Annotated in this window: 13 protein-coding genes; 10 read left to right on the forward strand and 3 right to left on the reverse strand. The window is 68.5% G+C overall.

The genetic code is table 11. From position 1 onward, the window contains the following. Window positions 1–2 precede the first annotated feature (2 nt). The 5 genes from lspA (at window position 3) to HQQ88_RS00715 (ending at window position 6788) form a co-directional block, all read left to right on the forward strand. Window positions 3–671, forward strand: coding sequence for a signal peptidase II (gene lspA / locus HQQ88_RS00695; protein ID WP_254066814.1), 669 nt, complete (start codon window positions 3–5; stop codon window positions 669–671). Then, on the forward strand, window positions 668–1597 hold the full coding sequence (locus tag HQQ88_RS00700; RefSeq protein WP_123938308.1) for an RluA family pseudouridine synthase: 930 nt from the start codon (window positions 668–670) through the stop codon (window positions 1595–1597). Before lspA ends, HQQ88_RS00700 begins: the two co-directional genes overlap by 4 nt. Before the next feature lie 460 nt (window positions 1598–2057). After that, complete coding sequence (dnaE, locus tag HQQ88_RS00705; protein WP_159573274.1) at window positions 2058–5591, forward strand: DNA polymerase III subunit alpha; 3534 nt, start codon at window positions 2058–2060, stop codon at window positions 5589–5591. Window positions 5592–5604: 13 nt separating this feature from the next. Next, on the forward strand, window positions 5605–5955 hold the full coding sequence (locus HQQ88_RS00710; RefSeq protein ID WP_173168365.1) for a DUF2200 domain-containing protein: 351 nt from the start codon (window positions 5605–5607) through the stop codon (window positions 5953–5955). Then, complete coding sequence (locus HQQ88_RS00715; RefSeq protein ID WP_173168366.1) at window positions 5952–6788, forward strand: phosphotransferase; 837 nt, start codon at window positions 5952–5954, stop codon at window positions 6786–6788. Before HQQ88_RS00710 ends, HQQ88_RS00715 begins: the two co-directional genes overlap by 4 nt. Window positions 6789–6841: 53 nt before the next feature. Here the strand turns inward: HQQ88_RS00715 and HQQ88_RS00720 are convergent, their stop codons facing one another. Beyond that, the gene (locus tag HQQ88_RS00720; protein WP_173168367.1) at window positions 6842–8296 is read right to left on the reverse strand and encodes a glycosyltransferase family 2 protein; all 1455 of its coding nucleotides are present in this window, start codon (window positions 8294–8296) and stop codon (window positions 6842–6844) included. Then, on the reverse strand, window positions 8293–9663 hold the full coding sequence (locus HQQ88_RS20005) for a glycosyltransferase family 4 protein (RefSeq protein WP_173168368.1): 1371 nt from the start codon (window positions 9661–9663) through the stop codon (window positions 8293–8295). The genes HQQ88_RS00720 and HQQ88_RS20005 overlap by 4 nt, the downstream gene beginning before the upstream one ends. Window positions 9664–9831: 168 nt before the next feature. On the opposite strand from HQQ88_RS20005, the gene HQQ88_RS00730 reads away from it, so the two are divergent. Genes HQQ88_RS00730 through HQQ88_RS20010 form a run of 3 tightly spaced genes read left to right on the forward strand, consistent with a single transcriptional unit; the run spans window position 9832 to window position 12103 of the window. Beyond that, the gene (locus HQQ88_RS00730) at window positions 9832–10653 is read left to right on the forward strand and encodes an ABC transporter permease (protein WP_123292474.1); all 822 of its coding nucleotides are present in this window, start codon (window positions 9832–9834) and stop codon (window positions 10651–10653) included. A gap of 44 nt (window positions 10654–10697) precedes the next feature. Beyond that, entirely contained in the window at window positions 10698–11378 is a 681-nt protein-coding gene (locus tag HQQ88_RS00735; RefSeq protein WP_110892815.1) for an ABC transporter ATP-binding protein, read from the forward strand. Window positions 11379–11404: 26 nt separating this feature from the next. Continuing rightward, on the forward strand, window positions 11405–12103 hold the full coding sequence (locus tag HQQ88_RS20010; RefSeq protein ID WP_173168369.1) for an acyltransferase: 699 nt from the start codon (window positions 11405–11407) through the stop codon (window positions 12101–12103). On the opposite strand, the gene HQQ88_RS00745 is transcribed toward HQQ88_RS20010, so the two are convergent. After that, window positions 12037–14766, reverse strand: a complete 2730-nt coding sequence (locus HQQ88_RS00745) for a CDP-glycerol glycerophosphotransferase family protein (protein WP_173168370.1) — start codon at window positions 14764–14766, stop codon at window positions 12037–12039. The genes HQQ88_RS20010 and HQQ88_RS00745 overlap by 67 nt on opposite strands. 153 nt (window positions 14767–14919) lie before the next feature. Between HQQ88_RS00745 and HQQ88_RS00750 the strand changes: the two genes are divergently transcribed. Together HQQ88_RS00750 and HQQ88_RS00755 are read left to right on the forward strand one after the other, a co-directional pair. After that, on the forward strand, window positions 14920–16452 hold the full coding sequence (locus HQQ88_RS00750) for a glycosyltransferase (protein WP_173168371.1): 1533 nt from the start codon (window positions 14920–14922) through the stop codon (window positions 16450–16452). Next, window positions 16449–18152: a glycosyltransferase family 2 protein gene (locus tag HQQ88_RS00755; RefSeq protein WP_173168372.1), complete on the forward strand. Its 1704-nt coding sequence runs from the start codon at window positions 16449–16451 to the stop codon at window positions 18150–18152. The genes HQQ88_RS00750 and HQQ88_RS00755 overlap by 4 nt, the downstream gene beginning before the upstream one ends.

Raw genomic sequence — 18152 nt, forward strand, 5'->3', positions numbered from 1 at the left:
CGTTGTCACGACCAGCATCACGAGCGAAGGTCAGTGTCCGCGCAATCGCGGCACTGGCCTTCGCCGCTGTCGTGGTGGTGGCGTTCGACCAGGTCGCGAAGGCACTGGTCGTCGCGAACCTGCCGTACGGCACCCCCGTCCCGATCCTGGGCGGGGCGCTCCAGTTCCTGTACGTCCGGAACCCCGGGGCGGCGTTCTCCTTCGCGGTGAACATGACGTGGGTGTTCTCGATCATCTCGGCGGCGGTCGTCGTCGCGATCATCATCTACTCGCGTCGGATCCGGTCGATGTGGTGGGCGGTCGTGCTCGGCATGCTGCTCGGCGGCGCGCTCGGCAACCTGATCGACCGACTCTTCCGTGAGCCCGGCTTCGGCCGCGGCCACGTGGTCGACTTCATCTCGACGCCGTGGATGATGCCGGCGATCTACAACGTCGCCGACTCGTTCATCTGCATCAGCATGGTGGTCTTCGTGCTGCTGGTGATCCTCGGGATGAACCTCGACGGCTCCCGCACGGTCTCCGCGAAGCGCGCTGCGCAGGCGGACACGACGGAGCCGCTCGACGGTGGGGCCGCGTTCTCGTCAGCTGACGCTGCTGTCGACGAGCCGACCCGCTCCTCCAGGCCGAACGACGGCGACCGACGCGACGCGCTGGGGCACGACGCCACGTGAGCGAGTCGCGTTCCCTTCCCGTCCCCGACGGGCTCGCCGGCGAGCGTGTCGACGCCGCCATCGCGAAGCTCCTCGGGTTCAGCCGGTCGTTCGCGGCCGACGTGGTCGCCGCCGGTGGGGTCCGGGTCGACGGCGTCCCCGTCGACAAGTCCGACCGCCTGCACGCCGACTCGTGGCTCGAGGTCGAGTGGTCCCCGAAGGAGCCGCCGCGCATCGTGCCGGCGGCCGTGCCCGGGATGACGATCGTGCACGACGACGAGGACATCGTCGTGGTCGACAAGCCCATCGGCGTCGCCGCACACCCCTCGCCCGGCTGGGACGGCCCGACTGTGCCCGGGGGCCTCGCCGCAGCTGGGTTCACCATCGCGACCTCGGGCGCCGCCGAGCGCGCGGGCATCGTGCACCGCCTCGACGTCGGCACGTCGGGACTCATGGTCGTCGCGAAGACCGAGCTCGCGTACACCCACCTCAAGCGGGCGTTCAAGGAGCGCACGGTCGAGAAGGTCTACCACGCACTCGCGCAGGGGCACCCCGACCCGACCTCCGGCACCGTCGACGCCCCGATCGGTCGGCACCCGTCGAGCGACTGGAAGTTCGCGGTCACCGCCGACGGCAAGCCGAGCGTCACCCACTACGAGACCCTCGAGGCGTTCCGGTCGGCGACCCTGCTCGAGGTGCACCTCGAGACCGGGCGCACCCACCAGATCCGCGTGCACATGGCCGCGACCCGCCACCCGCTGGTCGGCGACACGATGTACGGCGCCGACCCGGTCCTGGCGCAGGAGCTCGGGCTGACCCGCCAGTGGCTCGACGCCGTGCGACTCGGTTTCGACCACCCGCGCACCGGCGAGTGGGTGTCGTTCCAGGCGGAGTACCCCGACGACCTGCGCCTCGCGCTCGACCGCATCCGAGCCGCTTCGTCCTGACGGGCGCGCGCGTCGTCGTCGCGCCGTGCGTCGTCGCGCCGGTCGTGCCGGTCGCGTCGCGCCGCCGAGGTTCCGAAATCTCGGCATCTGGGCGCGCTGTGCCTCGGTCTGTGGAACCTCGGCGGAGCGCCCGCGGCGTGTTGTGGAACCTCGACGGGGGAGAGGCGGGGGAGCGACGGGCGAACGATGGCCGTGTCGGGTACGTCACGTCCACAACCGGCCGGGAGGCCCGTGGCACCGCCGCCCCGCGCCTCCCGGCCGACACGCGCGGGCTCCACCGCCGTGGGGACACGATCTGCAGGCTTCGGGCCCGCCGACCGACGGTTCCTGCACCCTCGCCGGGCTGCGCGCGGCGTGTCGTGCGACCTCGGTGTCGGACCGCTCGGACACGCGCGGGTTTGTCCGCGGTCGCGGTTAGGCTGTTCGCGTCCCGCAAGCAGCTCGTTCGACCGGAGGTTCCGTGGCGGATTCCGACTCCTTCGTCCACCTGCACGTGCACAGCGAGTACTCGATGCTCGACGGCGCGGCCAGGCTCGGCGACCTCGTGCAGGAGACCGCTGCGCAGGGCATGCCGGCCGTGGCGGTGACCGACCACGGCAACATGTTCGGCGCCTTCGAGTTCTGGAAGGCCGCCAAGGCCGGCGGCGTCAAGCCGATCATCGGGACCGAGGCGTACATCACGCCCCGGACGCACCGCACGGACAAGACCCGTGTGCGGTGGGGCGACGGCGGTGGGGACGACGTCTCCGGTGCCGGTTCGTACACGCACATGACGATGTTCGCCGAGAACACGACGGGCATGCACAACCTGTTCCGGCTGTCGTCGAAGGCGTCGCTCGAGGGCTACTACTTCAAGCCGCGCATGGACATCGAACTGCTCGAGGAGTACCACGAGGGCATCATCGCCACGACGGGGTGCCCGTCGGGCGAGGTCCAGACGCGCCTGCGCCTCGGCCAGTACGACGAAGCCGTCAAGGCCGCCGCCGACTACCGCGACATCTTCGGCAAGGAGAACTACTTCGCCGAGGTCATGGACCACGGGCTCGAGATCGAGCGTCGGATCATGAGCGACCTGATCCGGCTGGCGAAGGACCTCGACATCCCGCTGGTCGGCACGAACGACCTGCACTACACGCACTCGCACGACGCCAAGTCGCACGCCGCCCTGCTGTGCGTGCAGTCGGGTTCGACGCTGAACGACCCGAACCGGTTCAAGTTCGACGCCGACGAGTTCTACCTGAAGTCCCCGCAGCAGATGCGGCACGTCTTCCGCGACAACCCCGAGGCGTGCGACAACACGCTGCTCATCGCCGAGCGGTGCAACGTCGAGTTCGACACCTCGGCGAACTACATGCCGAAGTTCCCGGTGCCGGCGGGCGAGACCGAGCACTCCTGGTTCGAGAAAGAGGTCGCGAAGGGGCTGGACTACCGGTACCCGGACGGCATCCCGGCCGAGGTGCAGGAGCGTGCCGACTACGAGGTCGGCATCATCAACCAGATGGGGTTCCCGGGGTACTTCCTGGTGGTCTCCGACTTCATCCTGTGGTCGAAGAACAACGGCATCCGCGTCGGCCCCGGCCGTGGTTCCGGTGCCGGCTCGATGGTGGCGTACGCGATGCGGATCACCGACCTCGACCCGATCCGGCACGGCCTGATCTTCGAGCGGTTCCTGAACCCGGACCGCGTCTCGATGCCCGACTTCGACGTCGACTTCGACGACCGGCGCCGCGGTGAGGCGATCAAGTACGTCACCGAGAAGTACGGGTCGGAGCGCGTCGCGCAGATCGTCACGTACGGCACGATCAAGGCGAAGCAGGCACTGAAGGACTCCTCGCGTGTCCTCGGGTTCCCGTTCGGCATGGGCGAGAAGCTCACCAAGGCGATGCCGCCGCCCGTGATGGGCAAGGACATCCCGCTCACCGGGATCTTCGACAAGGACCACCCGCGCTACAAGGAAGCCGTCGACGTCCGCACCGTGGTCGAGAACGACCCCGAGGCGAAGACCGTCTTCGACACCGCGCTCGGGCTCGAGGGGCTGAAGCGCCAGTGGGGCGTGCACGCGGCCGGCGTCATCATGTCGAGCGACCCGCTCATCGACATCATCCCGATCATGAAGCGGGAGCAGGACGGCCAGGTCGTCACGCAGTTCGACTACCCGGCTGCGGAGTCGCTCGGGCTGATCAAGATGGACTTCCTGGGGCTCCGCAACCTCACGATCATCAGTGACGCCCTCGACAACATCAAGAACAACCGTGGCATCGAGCTCGACCTCGAGACCATGGGACTCGAGGACCCCGAGGCGTACGCACTCCTGCAGCGCGGTGACACACTCGGCGTCTTCCAGCTCGACGGCGGGCCGATGCGTGGGCTGCTGCGCCTGATGAAGCCCGACAACTTCGAGGACATCTCCGCGCTCATCGCCCTGTACCGTCCGGGCCCCATGGGTGCGAACTCGCACACGAACTACGCGCTCCGCAAGAACGGCGAGCAGGCGATCACGCCGATCCACCCGGAGCTCGAAGAGCCCCTTGCGGAGATCCTCGGCGGGACCTACGGCCTGATCATCTACCAGGAGCAGGTCATGGCCATCGCGCAGAAGGTCGCGGGGTTCTCCCTCGGCCAAGCGGACATCCTCCGCCGCGCGATGGGCAAGAAGAAGAAGTCCGAGCTCGACAAGCAGTACGCGGGCTTCGAGAAGGGCATGCTGGACAACGGCTACTCGGCCGCCGCGATCAAGATGCTGTGGGACATCCTGCTGCCGTTCTCCGACTACGCGTTCAACAAGGCGCACTCCGCCGCGTACGGCGTGGTCTCGTTCTGGACCGCCTACCTGAAGGCGCACTACCCGGCCGAGTACATGGCGGCGCTGCTCACCTCGGTGGGTGACGCCCGCGACAAGCTCGCGCTGTACCTGAACGAGTGCCGCCGCATGGGCATCAAGGTCATGCCGCCGGACGTCAACGAGTCGATCGGCTTCTTCGCCGCTGTCGGTGAGGACATCCGGTTCGGCATGGGCGCGATCCGCAACGTCGGGTTCAACGTCGTCGACGACATCGTGAAGGCCCGCACCGACAAGGGCGCGTTCGAGTCGTTCCACGACTTCCTGCGCAAGATCCCGATCTCGTCGGCGAACAAGCGGACCGTCGAGTCGCTCATCAAGGCGGGTGCCTTCGACGAGTTCGGCGACTCCCGCCGCGCCCTGGTCGAGATCCACGAGGGCGCGGTCGAAGGCGCCGTCAAGGTCAAGCGTGACGAGGCCCACGGCAACGTCGGCTTCGACTTCGACTCGCTGTTCGCCGAGGTCGCCGAGGAATCGCCGGCCACCGGTCCGGTGTCACAGGTGCCTGACCGTCCGGAGTGGTCCAAGCGCGACAAGCTCGCGTTCGAGCGCGACATGCTCGGCCTCTACGTCTCCGACCACCCGCTCGCCGGGCTCGAGATCGAGCTCGCGAAGCACCAGTCGATCACCATCGCCGACCTCATCGCGGCCGACGACTCGGTCGAGGGCGAGACCGTCACGGTCGCGGGTCTGCTGACGAGCGTGCAACACCGGGTGGCGAAGACGAGCGGCAACCCGTACGGCATCGTCGACATCGAGGACTTCGGCGGCCAGATCGGCGTGATGTTCCTCGGCAAGACCTACCAGGAGTTCGGTCCGTCGCTCGTGGCCGACTCGATCGTGGTCCTGCGCGGTCGCGTGAACGTCCGCGACGACGGCAAGGCCCTGCACGCGGTGAGCATGTTCCAGCCGGCGATCGGCGACGCGATGGGCTCCGGCCCGCTCACGTTGTCGCTGCCGGAGCGGCAGGCCACCACGTCCACGGTGACGGAGCTCGCGGCCGTGCTCGGACGGCACCAGGGTGAGACCGAGGTCCGGCTGAAGCTGCTGAAGGACGACGTCGCGCGCACGTTCGAGTTGCCGTTCCCGGTGAACCTGACACCCGACCTGTTCGGCGAGCTGAAAAGCCTGCTCGGGCCACGCTGCCTGGTGTAGCGGGGATGTGACCGTGGCCGGACACCGGATCTTCGGGACGCCCTTCGCGGCGGTCTACCCGCACTACCTGGCGAAGGTGGAGCGGAAGGGCCACACGAAGGGCGAGCTCGACGCCGTCATCACGTGGCTGACCGGGTTCGACGATGCAGCGCTTGCACGGCACCTGGCGGACGAGACCACGTTCGAGGACTTGTTCGCCGCCGCGCAGCTGCACCCGAACGCGCCGCTGATCACGGGCGTGATCTGCGGCGTCCGGATCGAGGAGATCGACGACCCGCTCATGCGGCAGATCCGGTACCTCGACAAGCTCGTCGACGAGGTCGCGAAGGGCCGTCCGATGGCGAAGGTGTTGCGGACCGCGTGACCGGAGCCGGCGGGAGCGTTCCCGGCGCCGAGGTGCTGCGTGCATTCGGGGTGGCCGGGTCCACGCCCGTGCCGCTCGCGGGTGGCCGCGGGCTGACCTGGCGTGCCGGGGGCATCGTCCTCCGGCCCCACGACGGCGTTGCGGTGACCGACTGGCGTGCCGGCGTCCTGTCGGAACTCGAGCGCGCAGCGGAGTCCGAGCACCCGGCCGAGTTCCGCACACCCCGACCCGTGGCCACCCGCGACGGCAGCTGGCGGTCGGGGGACTGGGAGGCGTGGGAGTTCGTGCCTGGCGCGGCCGACGAGTCCCGCGTCGAGGACGTGATCCGGGCGGGTCGTGCCTTCCACCGCGCGATCGCCGGTCTGGAACGGCCCGCGTTCGTCGGCACCGATCCCGGCACCGCATCCAGCGCCGGCACCGACCCGTGGGCACGTGCCGACCGGATGGCGTGGGGCGAGGAACCGCTGCCGTCGGACCCGACCCTCGACCGGCTCGCCGCGGCGTTCCGCCCGGTCCGAGCACCGTCGCAGCTGGTCCACGGGGACCTGCTCGGCAACGTGCTGTTCGCCGACGGGCAGCCACCGACGATCATCGACTGGCCGCCGTACTGGCGCCCGGCGGGGTTCGGCACCGCGATCGGGGCCGTCGACGCGGTGTGCTGGCACGGGGTCCCGGTCGGTCGGCTCGACGCGCTCGGCGCCGACGAGCCGGAGTGGCGTCAGCTGCTGGTCCGGGCGCTCGTGTTCCGCATCGCGACGCTCCACCAGCTGGGTGCGTGGGACGCGACGTGCGTCGCACGCCACCGTCCGGTGGTCGACGTGGTCGCCGTCTGACGGGAGGCCCGTGGCGGGGCCGCCACGGGCCTCCCGTCAGCAGGTGCGTCGTGTCAGGCGCCGCGCCCGGTGATCGCGCGGATCCGCGCGACGACGCGGGGGTTGCGCGCCCCGAAGCTCAGCGCGGTGAGCCGGCGGAGCGACACGGTCGCCCGGTGGACGAGCAGACCCGTCGCCTCGGCGATGTCGGAGACGGCGTGCCACCGGGCACGGAGTGACGCCGGGTCGATCTCGGTGGCGGCCGCCATCCGGATCAGCTCGACGAGCCCCTCGCCGCCACGCCAGGACGTGCTCTGGTTCTCGAAGCGGCGCAGGATGCGGTCGATCGCCGAGGCACGGTGGTTCGCGACGGCGTGCGACCAGCGCACGTCCTGCGACACCGGGTCGACGAGGATCCAGCGGGGGGCGTTCGCGTTGAGCGCCGAGAGCTGCGCGAACGTCGTCAGGGTGCCGAGGGCGATCGCGACGTCGAAGATCTGCCGCGGGCGACCGCCCACGGCGATGGCTGCCCCGGGGAACGCCTGCCGCGCGGTCCGGATCTGCGACTTCGCGACGATGACCGTCACGACCACGTCGTCCGGAGCGGCTTCGAGGGTGTTGAGGACTCGAGCGACGACTTCGTTCGTCAGGTCTGCCGGCACGTGCAGTGCGACGCGGACCACGTCGTCGTCGGGCAGGAACGCGTCGGCGAACACGTCGACGGCGTCGCGGTAGCGGGCGAGGAACAGGGCGACGGCGCCGGCGTAGAACGGGTACCGCTCGAGCAGGACGCGCTCGTGCTCCAGCCGGAGCGACGGACCGCGGTCACCGCTGAAGCTCGTCGAACCCGTGTGCAGGACGAGCGCACGGTTCGCCAGGACCGACGTGTATCCGTGCTCGTTGATGCGCAGGCAGAAGTCGTTCTCCTCGCCGTATCCGGGGGAGAACACCTCGTCGAACAGGCCGAAGCGGTCGACCATCTCGCGCCGGATCAGGAAGCAGAACCCCATCGCCACCGGCGACACGGTCGAGCGGGGGAGCAGGTACTTCGTGCGGCCGTGCAGCTCGCGCGTCCGGCGCGGCGGCAGCGTCGCACGCGGGTTGCGCCGGGCGTACGGGAACGACGCGATGGTCGCGTTGTCGCTCCGCGCACACACGACGCCGATCGCGTCGTCGGACGCCAGCACCGCGGTCATCTCGTCGAGGAACCCGGGCATCGGCACCGTGTCGCTGTTGAGCAGCAGGACGTCGTTGCCGGTCCGGTCGAGCTCGAGGACGGCGCGGTTGCAGTTGCCGACGAACCCGAGGTTGCGCGGGTTGCGGGTGTACTCGAAACCGGGGTGCTCGCCGACGAGTTCGAGGACGCGGGCCTCGATCGTGTCGACGTGGGGCCCGACGTCGTTGGCCAGCAGGACCCGGTCGACCGAGAAGTCGACGGTCTCCAGCAGCGCCTGGATGCAGCGCTCGAGGCCGGGGAGGTCGTCGTAGATCGGGACGACGATCGTCACCGGACGTCGGTCGCGGCTCATCGTCGCACCAGCTTCCGTGCGACCACACCCGGTCGGGCGAGCAGTCGGCCGACCGTTCCGGAGCGGGCGCGCACCCGGTTCGCGAGCAGGCCGAGCGCGGCGCGCGCACTCGTGGCACCGAGCGACGCGTACGCACCCGGGAGCTCGAACCAGTACCGCGCGGCCTGGGGGAGTCGGTAGCCCTCGGTGCCGACCAGCGCGACGAGGCGTGCGATCGCCGCCGCGTTGTCGTGGCCTGTGCCCGTGACCGAGGCGAGCCGATCCGGAGCGGCCGCACCGTGCCTCCTGGCCGTGTCCGGGTCGGTCGCGTACGACGCGAGCGCGTCCGCGAGGGCCGAGACGTCGTCGGCGTCCACGAGCACGCCGGTGACACCGTCGTCGACCAGCTCCGCGCTCCCGCCCTGGCGGGTCGCGACGACCGCCTTGCCCAGGGTCATGTACTCGGCTGTCGTGCGGCCGAAGGCCTCGATCGTCGACGGCGTGATGCAGACGTCCGCCGCCTGGATGTACGGAGCGGGCGTGTGCTGCTCGCCCGCGAACACGACACGGTCGGCGACGCCGAGCGCGCGGGCGCGCTCGGTCAGGCGCTGGTCCTCGCCGGGGTGCTTCCAGCTGCCGACGAAGCACACGCTCGCGGCGACGCCACGTTCGTGCAGCGCGCCGAGGGCGTCCACGACCCGGTGCTGCCCCTTCGACTCCTCGACACGACCGAGGACCGTGATCCGGAGTCCGGGCTCGGCCTGCGGGAACGGTGCGACCGCCGGCTTCTCGTCCTTCGTCGCCAGGAGCCGCTCGGTGTCGACCGTCGGGTACGCGACGGAGAGCTTGTCGGCGGGGATGTACTGCGCCAGGTGCTCGCGCATCGCCTCGGAGTTGGTGACGACGGCGCCGGACAGCAGGCCGATGTCGCCGAGGGCACCCGCGCGCCCGGTCTGGAACTGCAGCCCGTGGTCGAGGTCGCCGTACTCACGGACGAACCACGCCTGCGGGATCCCGAGGACCGCGGCGGCGAACGACGCCCACGGTGCGACGAGGGTGTTCGTGACCACCAGGTCCGGGCGCTGCCGCTCGTACAGACGGATGATCGCGTTCACCGCGGCGTAGTCGACGGTGGCGAACGCGGCACGTTCCGCGGCCGGAGCCGGCTGCGGGCTCGGCAGCGCCCACCCGCGGAACCGCAGGGCGTCGTAGGACCAGCCGCGGTCGTCGAGCGCCTCGATGAACTTGCCCTTCGGAGCCTTCGTGACGAAGGTCGGGGTCATCGTCGGGTCGATCGCCAGCCAGTCCTCGACGAACCGGAGGAGGGACCGCTCCGCGCCGCCGAGGTTGACGGGCGCCGTCGAGTGGTTGGCGAAGCTGACGATCACCCATCAACTCTACTAATGATTTTCCAAGCGTTTGCTCTCTGGCCACTCGCCGCGCGCCCGTGTCACCGCGTCGAACGTGCGTTGTGCAACCAGTGTGCGAGAATGCCTCGTCCCTGAATCCCTGTGAGGAGCGCTCCGTTGCGCCCCGGAGGAGCCTGCACCCGAAGCATGACGTACCTGAACGAGCTCATGTCGTCGCGCGAGTTGCTGATGAACCTCACTGCGCGCGAGGTCAAGGGCAAGTACCGCCGCACGGTCTTCGGGCAGCTGTGGTCCCTGATCAACCCACTCGCGACGATGCTGATCTACACGATCGTGTACTCGTTCATCTTCCGGGCGCGTCTCGAGGTCGGTGACCCCAGCGGACTGAACATCTACCCGCTGTGGCTCATGTGCGGCCTGCTGCCGTGGATCTTCGCGCGCAACGTCATCAACTCGGGGATGACCTCGATCGTGGCCAACGGCTCGCTGATCAAGAAGGTTTACTTCCCGCGGATGACGCTGCCGCTCGCGGCCGTCGGGTCGTTCGGCTTCACGTGGCTCGTCGAGATGGGTGTGCTGTTGATCGCCCTCGCGATCGCGGGGTCGAACTTCTGGATCTACCTGCCGCTGATCGCGCTGACGATGGTGTTCCTCGCCATGTTCGCCGCCGGCCTCGGGCTGATCCTGTCGATCATCAACGTGCACTTCCGCGACATGCAGCACCTCGTCGGCATCGGCCTGCAGATGTGGATGTACCTGTCGCCGATCATCTACCCGCTGTCGCTCGTCGAGGACGCCGCGAACAAGGCCGGACACCCGTGGATCATCCACGTCTACAAGCTCAACCCGATCGAGCGGTTCTCCGAGGTCTTCCGGAACCTCATGTACGACAACCGTCTCCCGAACTGGACAGACCTGGTCGCGTGCGCCCTCGCAGGATGCGTGTCGCTCGCACTCGGCTACTTCGTGTTCTCCCGCAACGAGAAGAAACTGGCTGAACTGCTGTGACCGATGCTGCCGTCTCTGTCGAACACATCTCCAAGCGGTTCCGCATGTACCACGAGCGGAACGACTCGCTGAAGAGCATGGTCATGCGTGGCAAGAAGTCCGTGCACGAGGACTTCTGGGCGCTCAAGGACGTGTCGTTCGAGGTCCCGCACGGGTCGACGTTCGGACTCATCGGCAAGAACGGGTCCGGCAAGTCCACGCTGCTGAAGTGCCTGGCCAAGATCCTCTGGCCCGAAGAGGGCTCGATCACCGCCCGCGGCAAGCAGGCGTCGCTGCTCGAGGTCGGTTCCGGGTTCCACCCCGAGCTCTCCGGTCGCGAGAACGTCTTCCTGAACGGCTCCATCCTCGGGATGAGCCGCAAGGAGGTGGCGCGGAAGTTCGACGACATCGTGTCCTTCTCCGGTGTCGGCAACTTCATCGACCAGCCGGTGAAGAACTACTCGTCGGGCATGTACGTCCGCCTCGGGTTCTCGGTCGCCGTCGCCGTCACCCCGGACATCCTCGTCGTGGACGAGGTGCTGGCCGTGGGCGACGCGACGTTCCGCAAGCGGTGCCAGACGAAGTTCAAGGAGATGAAGGACGAGGGCCGCACCGTCATCCTCGTCTCCCACTCGATGGGAACCGTCAAAGACATGTGCGATCAAGTCGCCTGGCTCAACGAAGGCGAGCTCAAGATGATCGGTCCGACGAAGAAGGTCGTGTCGGCCTACGAAGCCACAGTCTGACCCCGCGCTGCCCCTAAGGTTGATCCGTGCAAACGGATGTTGAGGAGCTGTCGGCGTACTCGGACGAGCGGGGCAACCGGATCGAGTACACCGGCCCGAAGCGGGGCAACGTGAAGATCACGTTCCGCGGCTCGAACAACGTCATCAGGGTCCACGAACGTGCTCGCCTCGGGCGGATCGTGCTGAGCATGGACTGCGACAACGGCGTGTTCGAGATCGCTGAGAACCACGGCGCTCCGGCGTTCGTCGCGAACATCCGGATCGGCCAGGACTCGTCCGTGCTCGTCGGGGCGAACTCCTCGACGACCGCGAACTGCGTCATCTCGGCAACCGAGGGGACGACCGTGCGGATCGGCGACGACGTCATGATCGCCTCGCACGTGCAGATCCGGGCGGACGATGCGCACCCGATCTTCGACGTGCGCACGGGCAAGCGGGTCAACGTCTCGAAGTCGATCGAGATCGGTGACCACGTGTGGCTCGCCCTCGGGGTGACGGTCCTCGGCGGGAGCACGATCGGACGAGGATCGGTCATCGGCACCGGATCGATCGTCACCAGCCGGGTCCCGAACAACTGCATCGCCGTCGGAACCCCGGCCAAGGTCGTCCGACGGGACGTCGCCTGGGAGCGACCGCACCTGTCGCTGAAGGAACCCTTCTACAAGCCGGACGCGTCGACCGTTGAGCGTTCGCCGTTCTGGGACCTGACGGACCCCGACGACTGAGCGTCGGCCATCGGCTCCGCCTGAGGCTCGTCCGCCCGCGGTCCCCCCGTCAGCCACTCCATCATCTGGATCACGCGCTCGGAGTTGCGGCCGTCGCGTGTGACGAACGTCCGCCGTGCCCGCTCCCGGAACGTCGCCGACGGACGGAAGTCTGCCTCGGCGATCCGCTCGATCGCACGTTCGACCTCCTGCACGGAGCCGGTGACCTCGCCGAACCCGGCGTCGTCGTAGTCGAAGTAGCCGCGACGACCGCTGTGCGAGCCGCCGAAGAACTCGCGGAGGTCGAAGTGGAAGTACACGACGGGGACGTCGATGAAGGCGGCGTCGAACGCCAGCGACGAGAAGTCGGTCACGAAGGCAGCGCTCCGCGCGAGGACGTCCTGGACACCGTCCACGGCGAAATCGAGGATCTCCACGTCGTCGGGCAGGTTGAAGTCCGTCAGGTACGGGCGGAGGAGTGGGTGCGGCATGAGTGCGAGGCGCTTGCCGGTCCGCTTCGCCAACGCGCGGAGCTCTGGCGACGACATCAGCGCCGTGTACTCCTTCGCGAAACGGCTCTCCATGAACCGGTCGTCACGCTCCCAGGCGCCGGAACCCGCGACCTGCGCGCCGACGAGGTAGTGGCGCCACGTCGGCATCACGAGGATGAGATCGCGCTCGGCTTCGTGCTTCGACCGGCTCTTCTCGAGCAGGGCATCGAAGCGCGGCAAGCCGGTGAGGACGACCTCGTGCTCGGAGAAGATCCACTGGCCGTGGCCCGCGATCGCGTCCCGCTCCTGCGGCGTCGAGACCACGAAGAGGTCCGGTCGCTTCGAGTTGAGCCACCGCGACAGGTCGTAGTTGATCACGCCGTGCTGGAGGAACGTGAAGTGGAAGCGAGGATGGCCGAACTTCGACACCGGCAGGGGCTTCGTGACGAAGTCCGCGATGTGCGACGAGGCGACGTGTTCAGCGTGGAGCATGAGCTGCACCCACTCGAGCGAGCGGAACGCGACCATCCGGAACCCCTCGCGCTGCAGGCGGTCCCAGTCCCTGGAGTCGCGGTTCAGCACGAAGAAGGCGTTGATGTCCGGACGGTGCCGTCGCACGTACCGGTACGCGTGCTCCGCGTTGTCGTTCGCATCCGTGTCCCGGTCGATGAACACCCACGCGCCTTCGAACTTGTCGCGGGCTCGCCGCGAGCGGGCGAGTGCCGGCGCGACGGCGTTCCGGATGGCGGTCTTCCGAAGGGAGTTCCTGGTGCTGATCGCGCGCTCGCGCACGGCCCGCCAGACGTGTTGTTTGTTCGTCAGCTCCACCTCGTTCGGATCGACCACCCTTCGACGCTGCGCGAGGATCTGGGGTTCGAGCTGACGTCTGGTCAGCGTTGCGTAGTGGTTCGGCACCTCACCCCGCGCGAAGACGACCTGCTGATCGTCGACGTGCATCTCGGTGACGAAGCCGCGAGGGATCCACAGGACACGTCGGCGGACCAAGGGGCGCCCGTAGAAGACGAAGTCCTGGACGGTCTCGAACTCGGGGGTGACCTCGTGACCGTCGACCATGATCCGTTCGACTGGGATGTCCCGGGTGAACCAGTACTGCAGCTGGACGAGCTGATGGGATTCGTCGACCTGGGCAAGGTTGACGGTGCTCGGACGATCGGCGTCGGTCCGGTACCCCACGAGCATCGCGCGGCGGACGGCGAACTCGACCGGGAGGAGGTCGAAGGAGCGCACCGCCTCGGATCCGACTCGGTCGAGGACTGCTGCCGCCAGTTCGTGGAACTCGTCGAAGGCGTCGACCGGAGCAAGCGCAGAAGGGGAGCGGATCGCACGTTCGCGCCGGAAGTACCCGACGAGGTCGTAGAGGACCGTGTTGGCGACCCAACGATCGACCGCCCCCATCGCCGAAGCCTCCTCGAGGAGCCCGAGGTGACCGTGTCGGAGTACGTCGGTGTACTTCCGGCGGTCGTCGTGGCTCGTCTGCATGGTGGAGCTGCCGTCACCGCGCTGCCGGTACCGGTACTTCGCAGAGGCCATCAGGCCGATCTTGTGCAGGTGGTTCCGCAGCAGGTAACGGGCCACGAAGTGCGCGTCCTCGAACGTCGGGCGGACCCGCTCGTCGAACTCGAGCCCAGATGCCTCGATGAGATCGCGACGCATGAACGCCGCGTTCACCCCGGTCTGCACGATCGGGTCCAAGCGCATGTCGACGATGCGCGAGCCCTTCTCGAAACGCTTGCGCGACGGGTGGCCGTCGGTCACGTTGCCATCGTCGTCCAGGAGGAGCAGGTGGGCGGCGAGGAGGGCCACCTCGTCGGAGGCGTGCAGGTCGATGAACTTGGCGACCTCTTCGAAGTAGCGCTCGTCCAGCTCGTCGTCCGCGTCGACGAAGGTGACCCACTGTCCGGTGGACTGCGCCAGTCCCACGTTCCTCGCGCCGGCGATCCAGGCGTTGCTCTGGTGGATCACGGTCACGTCGGAGCCGGAGGACCGACTCCACTCGTCCAGGAGCGCGCTCGTCGAGTCAGTCGAACCGTCGTCCACGAACACGAACTGCAGCAGGTCCCGGTCCACTGTCTGTCGTTCGAACGACCGGAGGAGTGTGGGCAGGTACCGTTCGACGTCGTACGCAGCGACGACGACGGAGATGAGTGGTGTTGTCCGGGTCCCTGGGGCCATGGGGTGGATCAGCTTCCTGTCTTCGTGAGGCACGTGCTGCGATAGTTTAGGGCGGAAGTCGAGGGCTGCTCGTCGCGGACTCTGCAACTCGAACGTGTTGAACTCCTGGAGAACAGACCTGTGACCGGACCCCTCCCAGTGCTGTCGGTCGTCGTGCCTGTGGGAACAGTCGACAACCGGTTCGACCTCGCGCTCGAGGCGCTGCGGTCGCAGACCCACACGCAGCTCGAGATCATCCTGGTGCTCGACGGGCTCGACCTCGCGGCGCGGACCACCGTTCACGGCGTCGCGGCCCGTGACCCTCGGGTGGTCGTTGTCGAGATCGACGAACGGCTCGGCGCGGGCAACGCGCGCAACGTCGGGCTGCGCGCGGCGACCGGCGAGTACGTCGCGTTCGCGGACGCCGATGATGTCGTGCCGACGGACGCGTACCGGCGACTGCTCACCGCCTTCGCTCAGGCCGCCCCCGACGTGGTGAGTGGACGGGCAGAGCAGTTCACCCCGGACGGCCGGGAGACGACCTACTGGACGGTCGACGACGCACTCTGGGCCACGGGTGGACACGGTCTCCGCCTGTCGGACACTCCAGTCCTCGCGTTCGACCACACGCCGTGGAACAAGGTCTTCAAGCGGACGTGGTTGCTCGACACCGGCGTCGAGTTCGCCACACGCACCACGTGCGAAGACGTCTCGTGGTGGGCGCAGCTCGTGGTGCGCGCGACGGTCGACGTCTTTCCGGAGGTCGTCTACCGCCATCGTCGACACGACGCTTCGGTGACGGCGGGCATCGGTCGTGGTGACGACCTGAGCGACTGGGTCGTGCAGACCAGAGCAGCCGTCGAGACGTACGAAGCGCACGGTGCACGCGAAGCCTGCGCTGCACTGGGCAGGCGGTTGATCCGCCGAGAAGCCTGGACACGGGTCCGGGCGATCGATGCGCTCAGCCCATCGGATGCACAGGTGCTCGCTGACTTCGTGGCCTGGATCGGATCGTGGGCAGAGCCGAACGAGTTCGAGCAGCTCAGCGCCTTCCCCGGGACCGCGTACGCGCTGCTCCGGCAGCGCGAGACCCACCTCGTCGCTCCTTTCGTCAGGGCGTTCGACCAACCCGCAGACGACGCCGTCGAGCGATGGCGCCGCCTTGCCCCCGAAGTCGGCCGCGCGATCGCATCCTGTGGCGACTTGGCTGCCGACCTCTGGCGTGAGCGAATGTTCCGGCCGGTCGTGGACGCGGCGCAGCGGAATGAGGTGCTCCCGATCCGCCCTGAGAGCGTCGTGGAGTTCTGGGAGGCGTTTGTGGGTGGCAGGTTGGACGACAACGAACAGCGGGTCCTCTCGGCTCTGCGCGACGGAGCAGTGGAGGATGTCGCGTTCCTGCGTCGGAACCGGCGTGTCCACCCAGTCGCCGATCGCCGCCTCGGCGCACTCAGGATCAGCTTCGAGGGCCTCGAGGGCTCCGCACCGGGGCGCATCCTCCGCGATCGCGACGGGGTGACCACGGTCGTCCACCAGGGAGTGCTGTCCTCCGACACGGTCGTCGCGTCGTCCGCCCGCCCCGGTGACCTGTGGTCCGTCGAGTTCGAGTTGAGCGGTGGTCGACGGCACCGTGTCGAGGTCGCAGCGGCCCCATCGGGGATCACCCGGGTCAGGAACGCCATCCGAGCGCGGAGTGGGCGGCGCCGATGAACGTCCAGCTCTCTGTCATCATGCCGTTGCACGACGTCGCTCCGTGGATCCAGGAGCAGCTCGACTGCGTCCTGCGTCAGGACGTCGATCTCGAGGTCATCATCATCGACGATCGATCGAGCGATGACACGGTCGCGATCGTTGAACGGGTTGCGTCCGGTGACACGAGGGTGCGTCTCCACCGGGCCACGTCGGCGGGTGGCGGGGCCGCTCGCAACCAGGGGCTCGAGCTCGCGCGCGGCGATTACCTCGTGTTCGCAGACGGCGACGACCTCGTGCCCGACGGCGCGTACCGGCGCATGGTCGAAGCCGCCGAGTCGACCGGGGCGGCGATCGCACTGGGGCGGCACCTCAAGTTCAGCTCGGGGGCGACGTGGGAACCGATGGCGTCGTGGTACGACGTTCACGACGGCGGCGTCACGGATCTCGAGTCCACGCCGAGACTCGTGGCCAACCGGGCGTGCTGGAACCGTGTGTTCCGGACCGACTTCCTGCGTGCGGAGGGGATCCGGTTTCCCGACGTGGCACGCTCGAACGACATCGTCCCGATGGTCCGCGCCTACGTCGCGGCGGACCGGATCGCTGTCGTGTCTGAGGTCGTCTACCTCTACCGGGAACGGCCGGGGACGTCCTCCATGACCGCACGAGCGTCGCGCGTCGACGGCGTGATCAGCTACTTCGGACAGGAGATGGAGGTGGCGTCGCTGCTCGCGGACGCCGCTCCGAACGTCCGCCGTGCCCATGCCGAAGTCGTCCTCGGCGCCGACGGGTACGTCCACCTCGATCGGTTCCTCCGCGGGCAGCCGACCGCGCACGAGCTGGACGCGGTCATCGACGTGGTGCGTCGCTTGTTGCGGGTCATCCCAGGGGACGATCGCGAGGCGGTCCGCGCGGAACGTCGAGCACTCTGGTTCCTGTTGGCGAACGGAGCGGCGGACCTCGCCGTGCGGTTCGCTTCGGCGATGCACGAGGGCCGGAACGACCACGCCGTTCCACTGCCGATCGTTCGTGCCTGGTCGGAGGTGATCCGCACAGTCGTCGAACTCGGTCAGGAGGCCGAGTTCGCGCTCGATCGCGAGAAGCTCGTGAACGACGGGCCGCTGGTCCTCCTGGCCAACCGTGCCGAACACACTGACGTGATGGTCCTCGACTCCGCCGTGACGGACCTCGTCGGTCTGGTTGCCGGCGTCGAGGGCCGTTCGGAGGTCCTCCGGGCGGTGTCCGGAGCCGTGCGTGCGCTTGACCCGGTGGGCGTGAAACTCGTGTCGGGAGCACGCCACCTGGCGCCCCTCGTCGTGGACCGAGCAGATCCCGGAGTCGGACTGCTGACGTTGGCTGGGCCGTTGGGGGCGACGGTGCCCGACGGAGCCTCCCTCGAGTTGGCGCTCACCGGCCCTGACGGAGACGAAATCCTGCTCGGACTCGACCACGACGACGCTCGGTGGTGGCTCCGCGTCGAGGACGACGACGTGCACGCGGGTCGGCACCACACGGCGTTCCGGATCGCGTTCCGCGACCAACGCCTCGAGTTCACAGTGGTGACCGCGCGGATGCCGTTGCCGCCCGTCGCGGAGGACGTGCGGCTCCAGCCCCTGGCTGATCGAAGTGACGGCTGGCGTTTCCTCATCGACCGACGTGCGCCGACCCCGTCAGTCGCGCGACGCCTCCTGCGAGCGGCGCGAGCCACTCTCGGCAGGTGA

This window comes from Curtobacterium sp. VKM Ac-2861 (assembly GCF_013204965.1).
Classification (GTDB): Bacteria; Actinomycetota; Actinomycetes; order Actinomycetales; family Microbacteriaceae; genus Curtobacterium.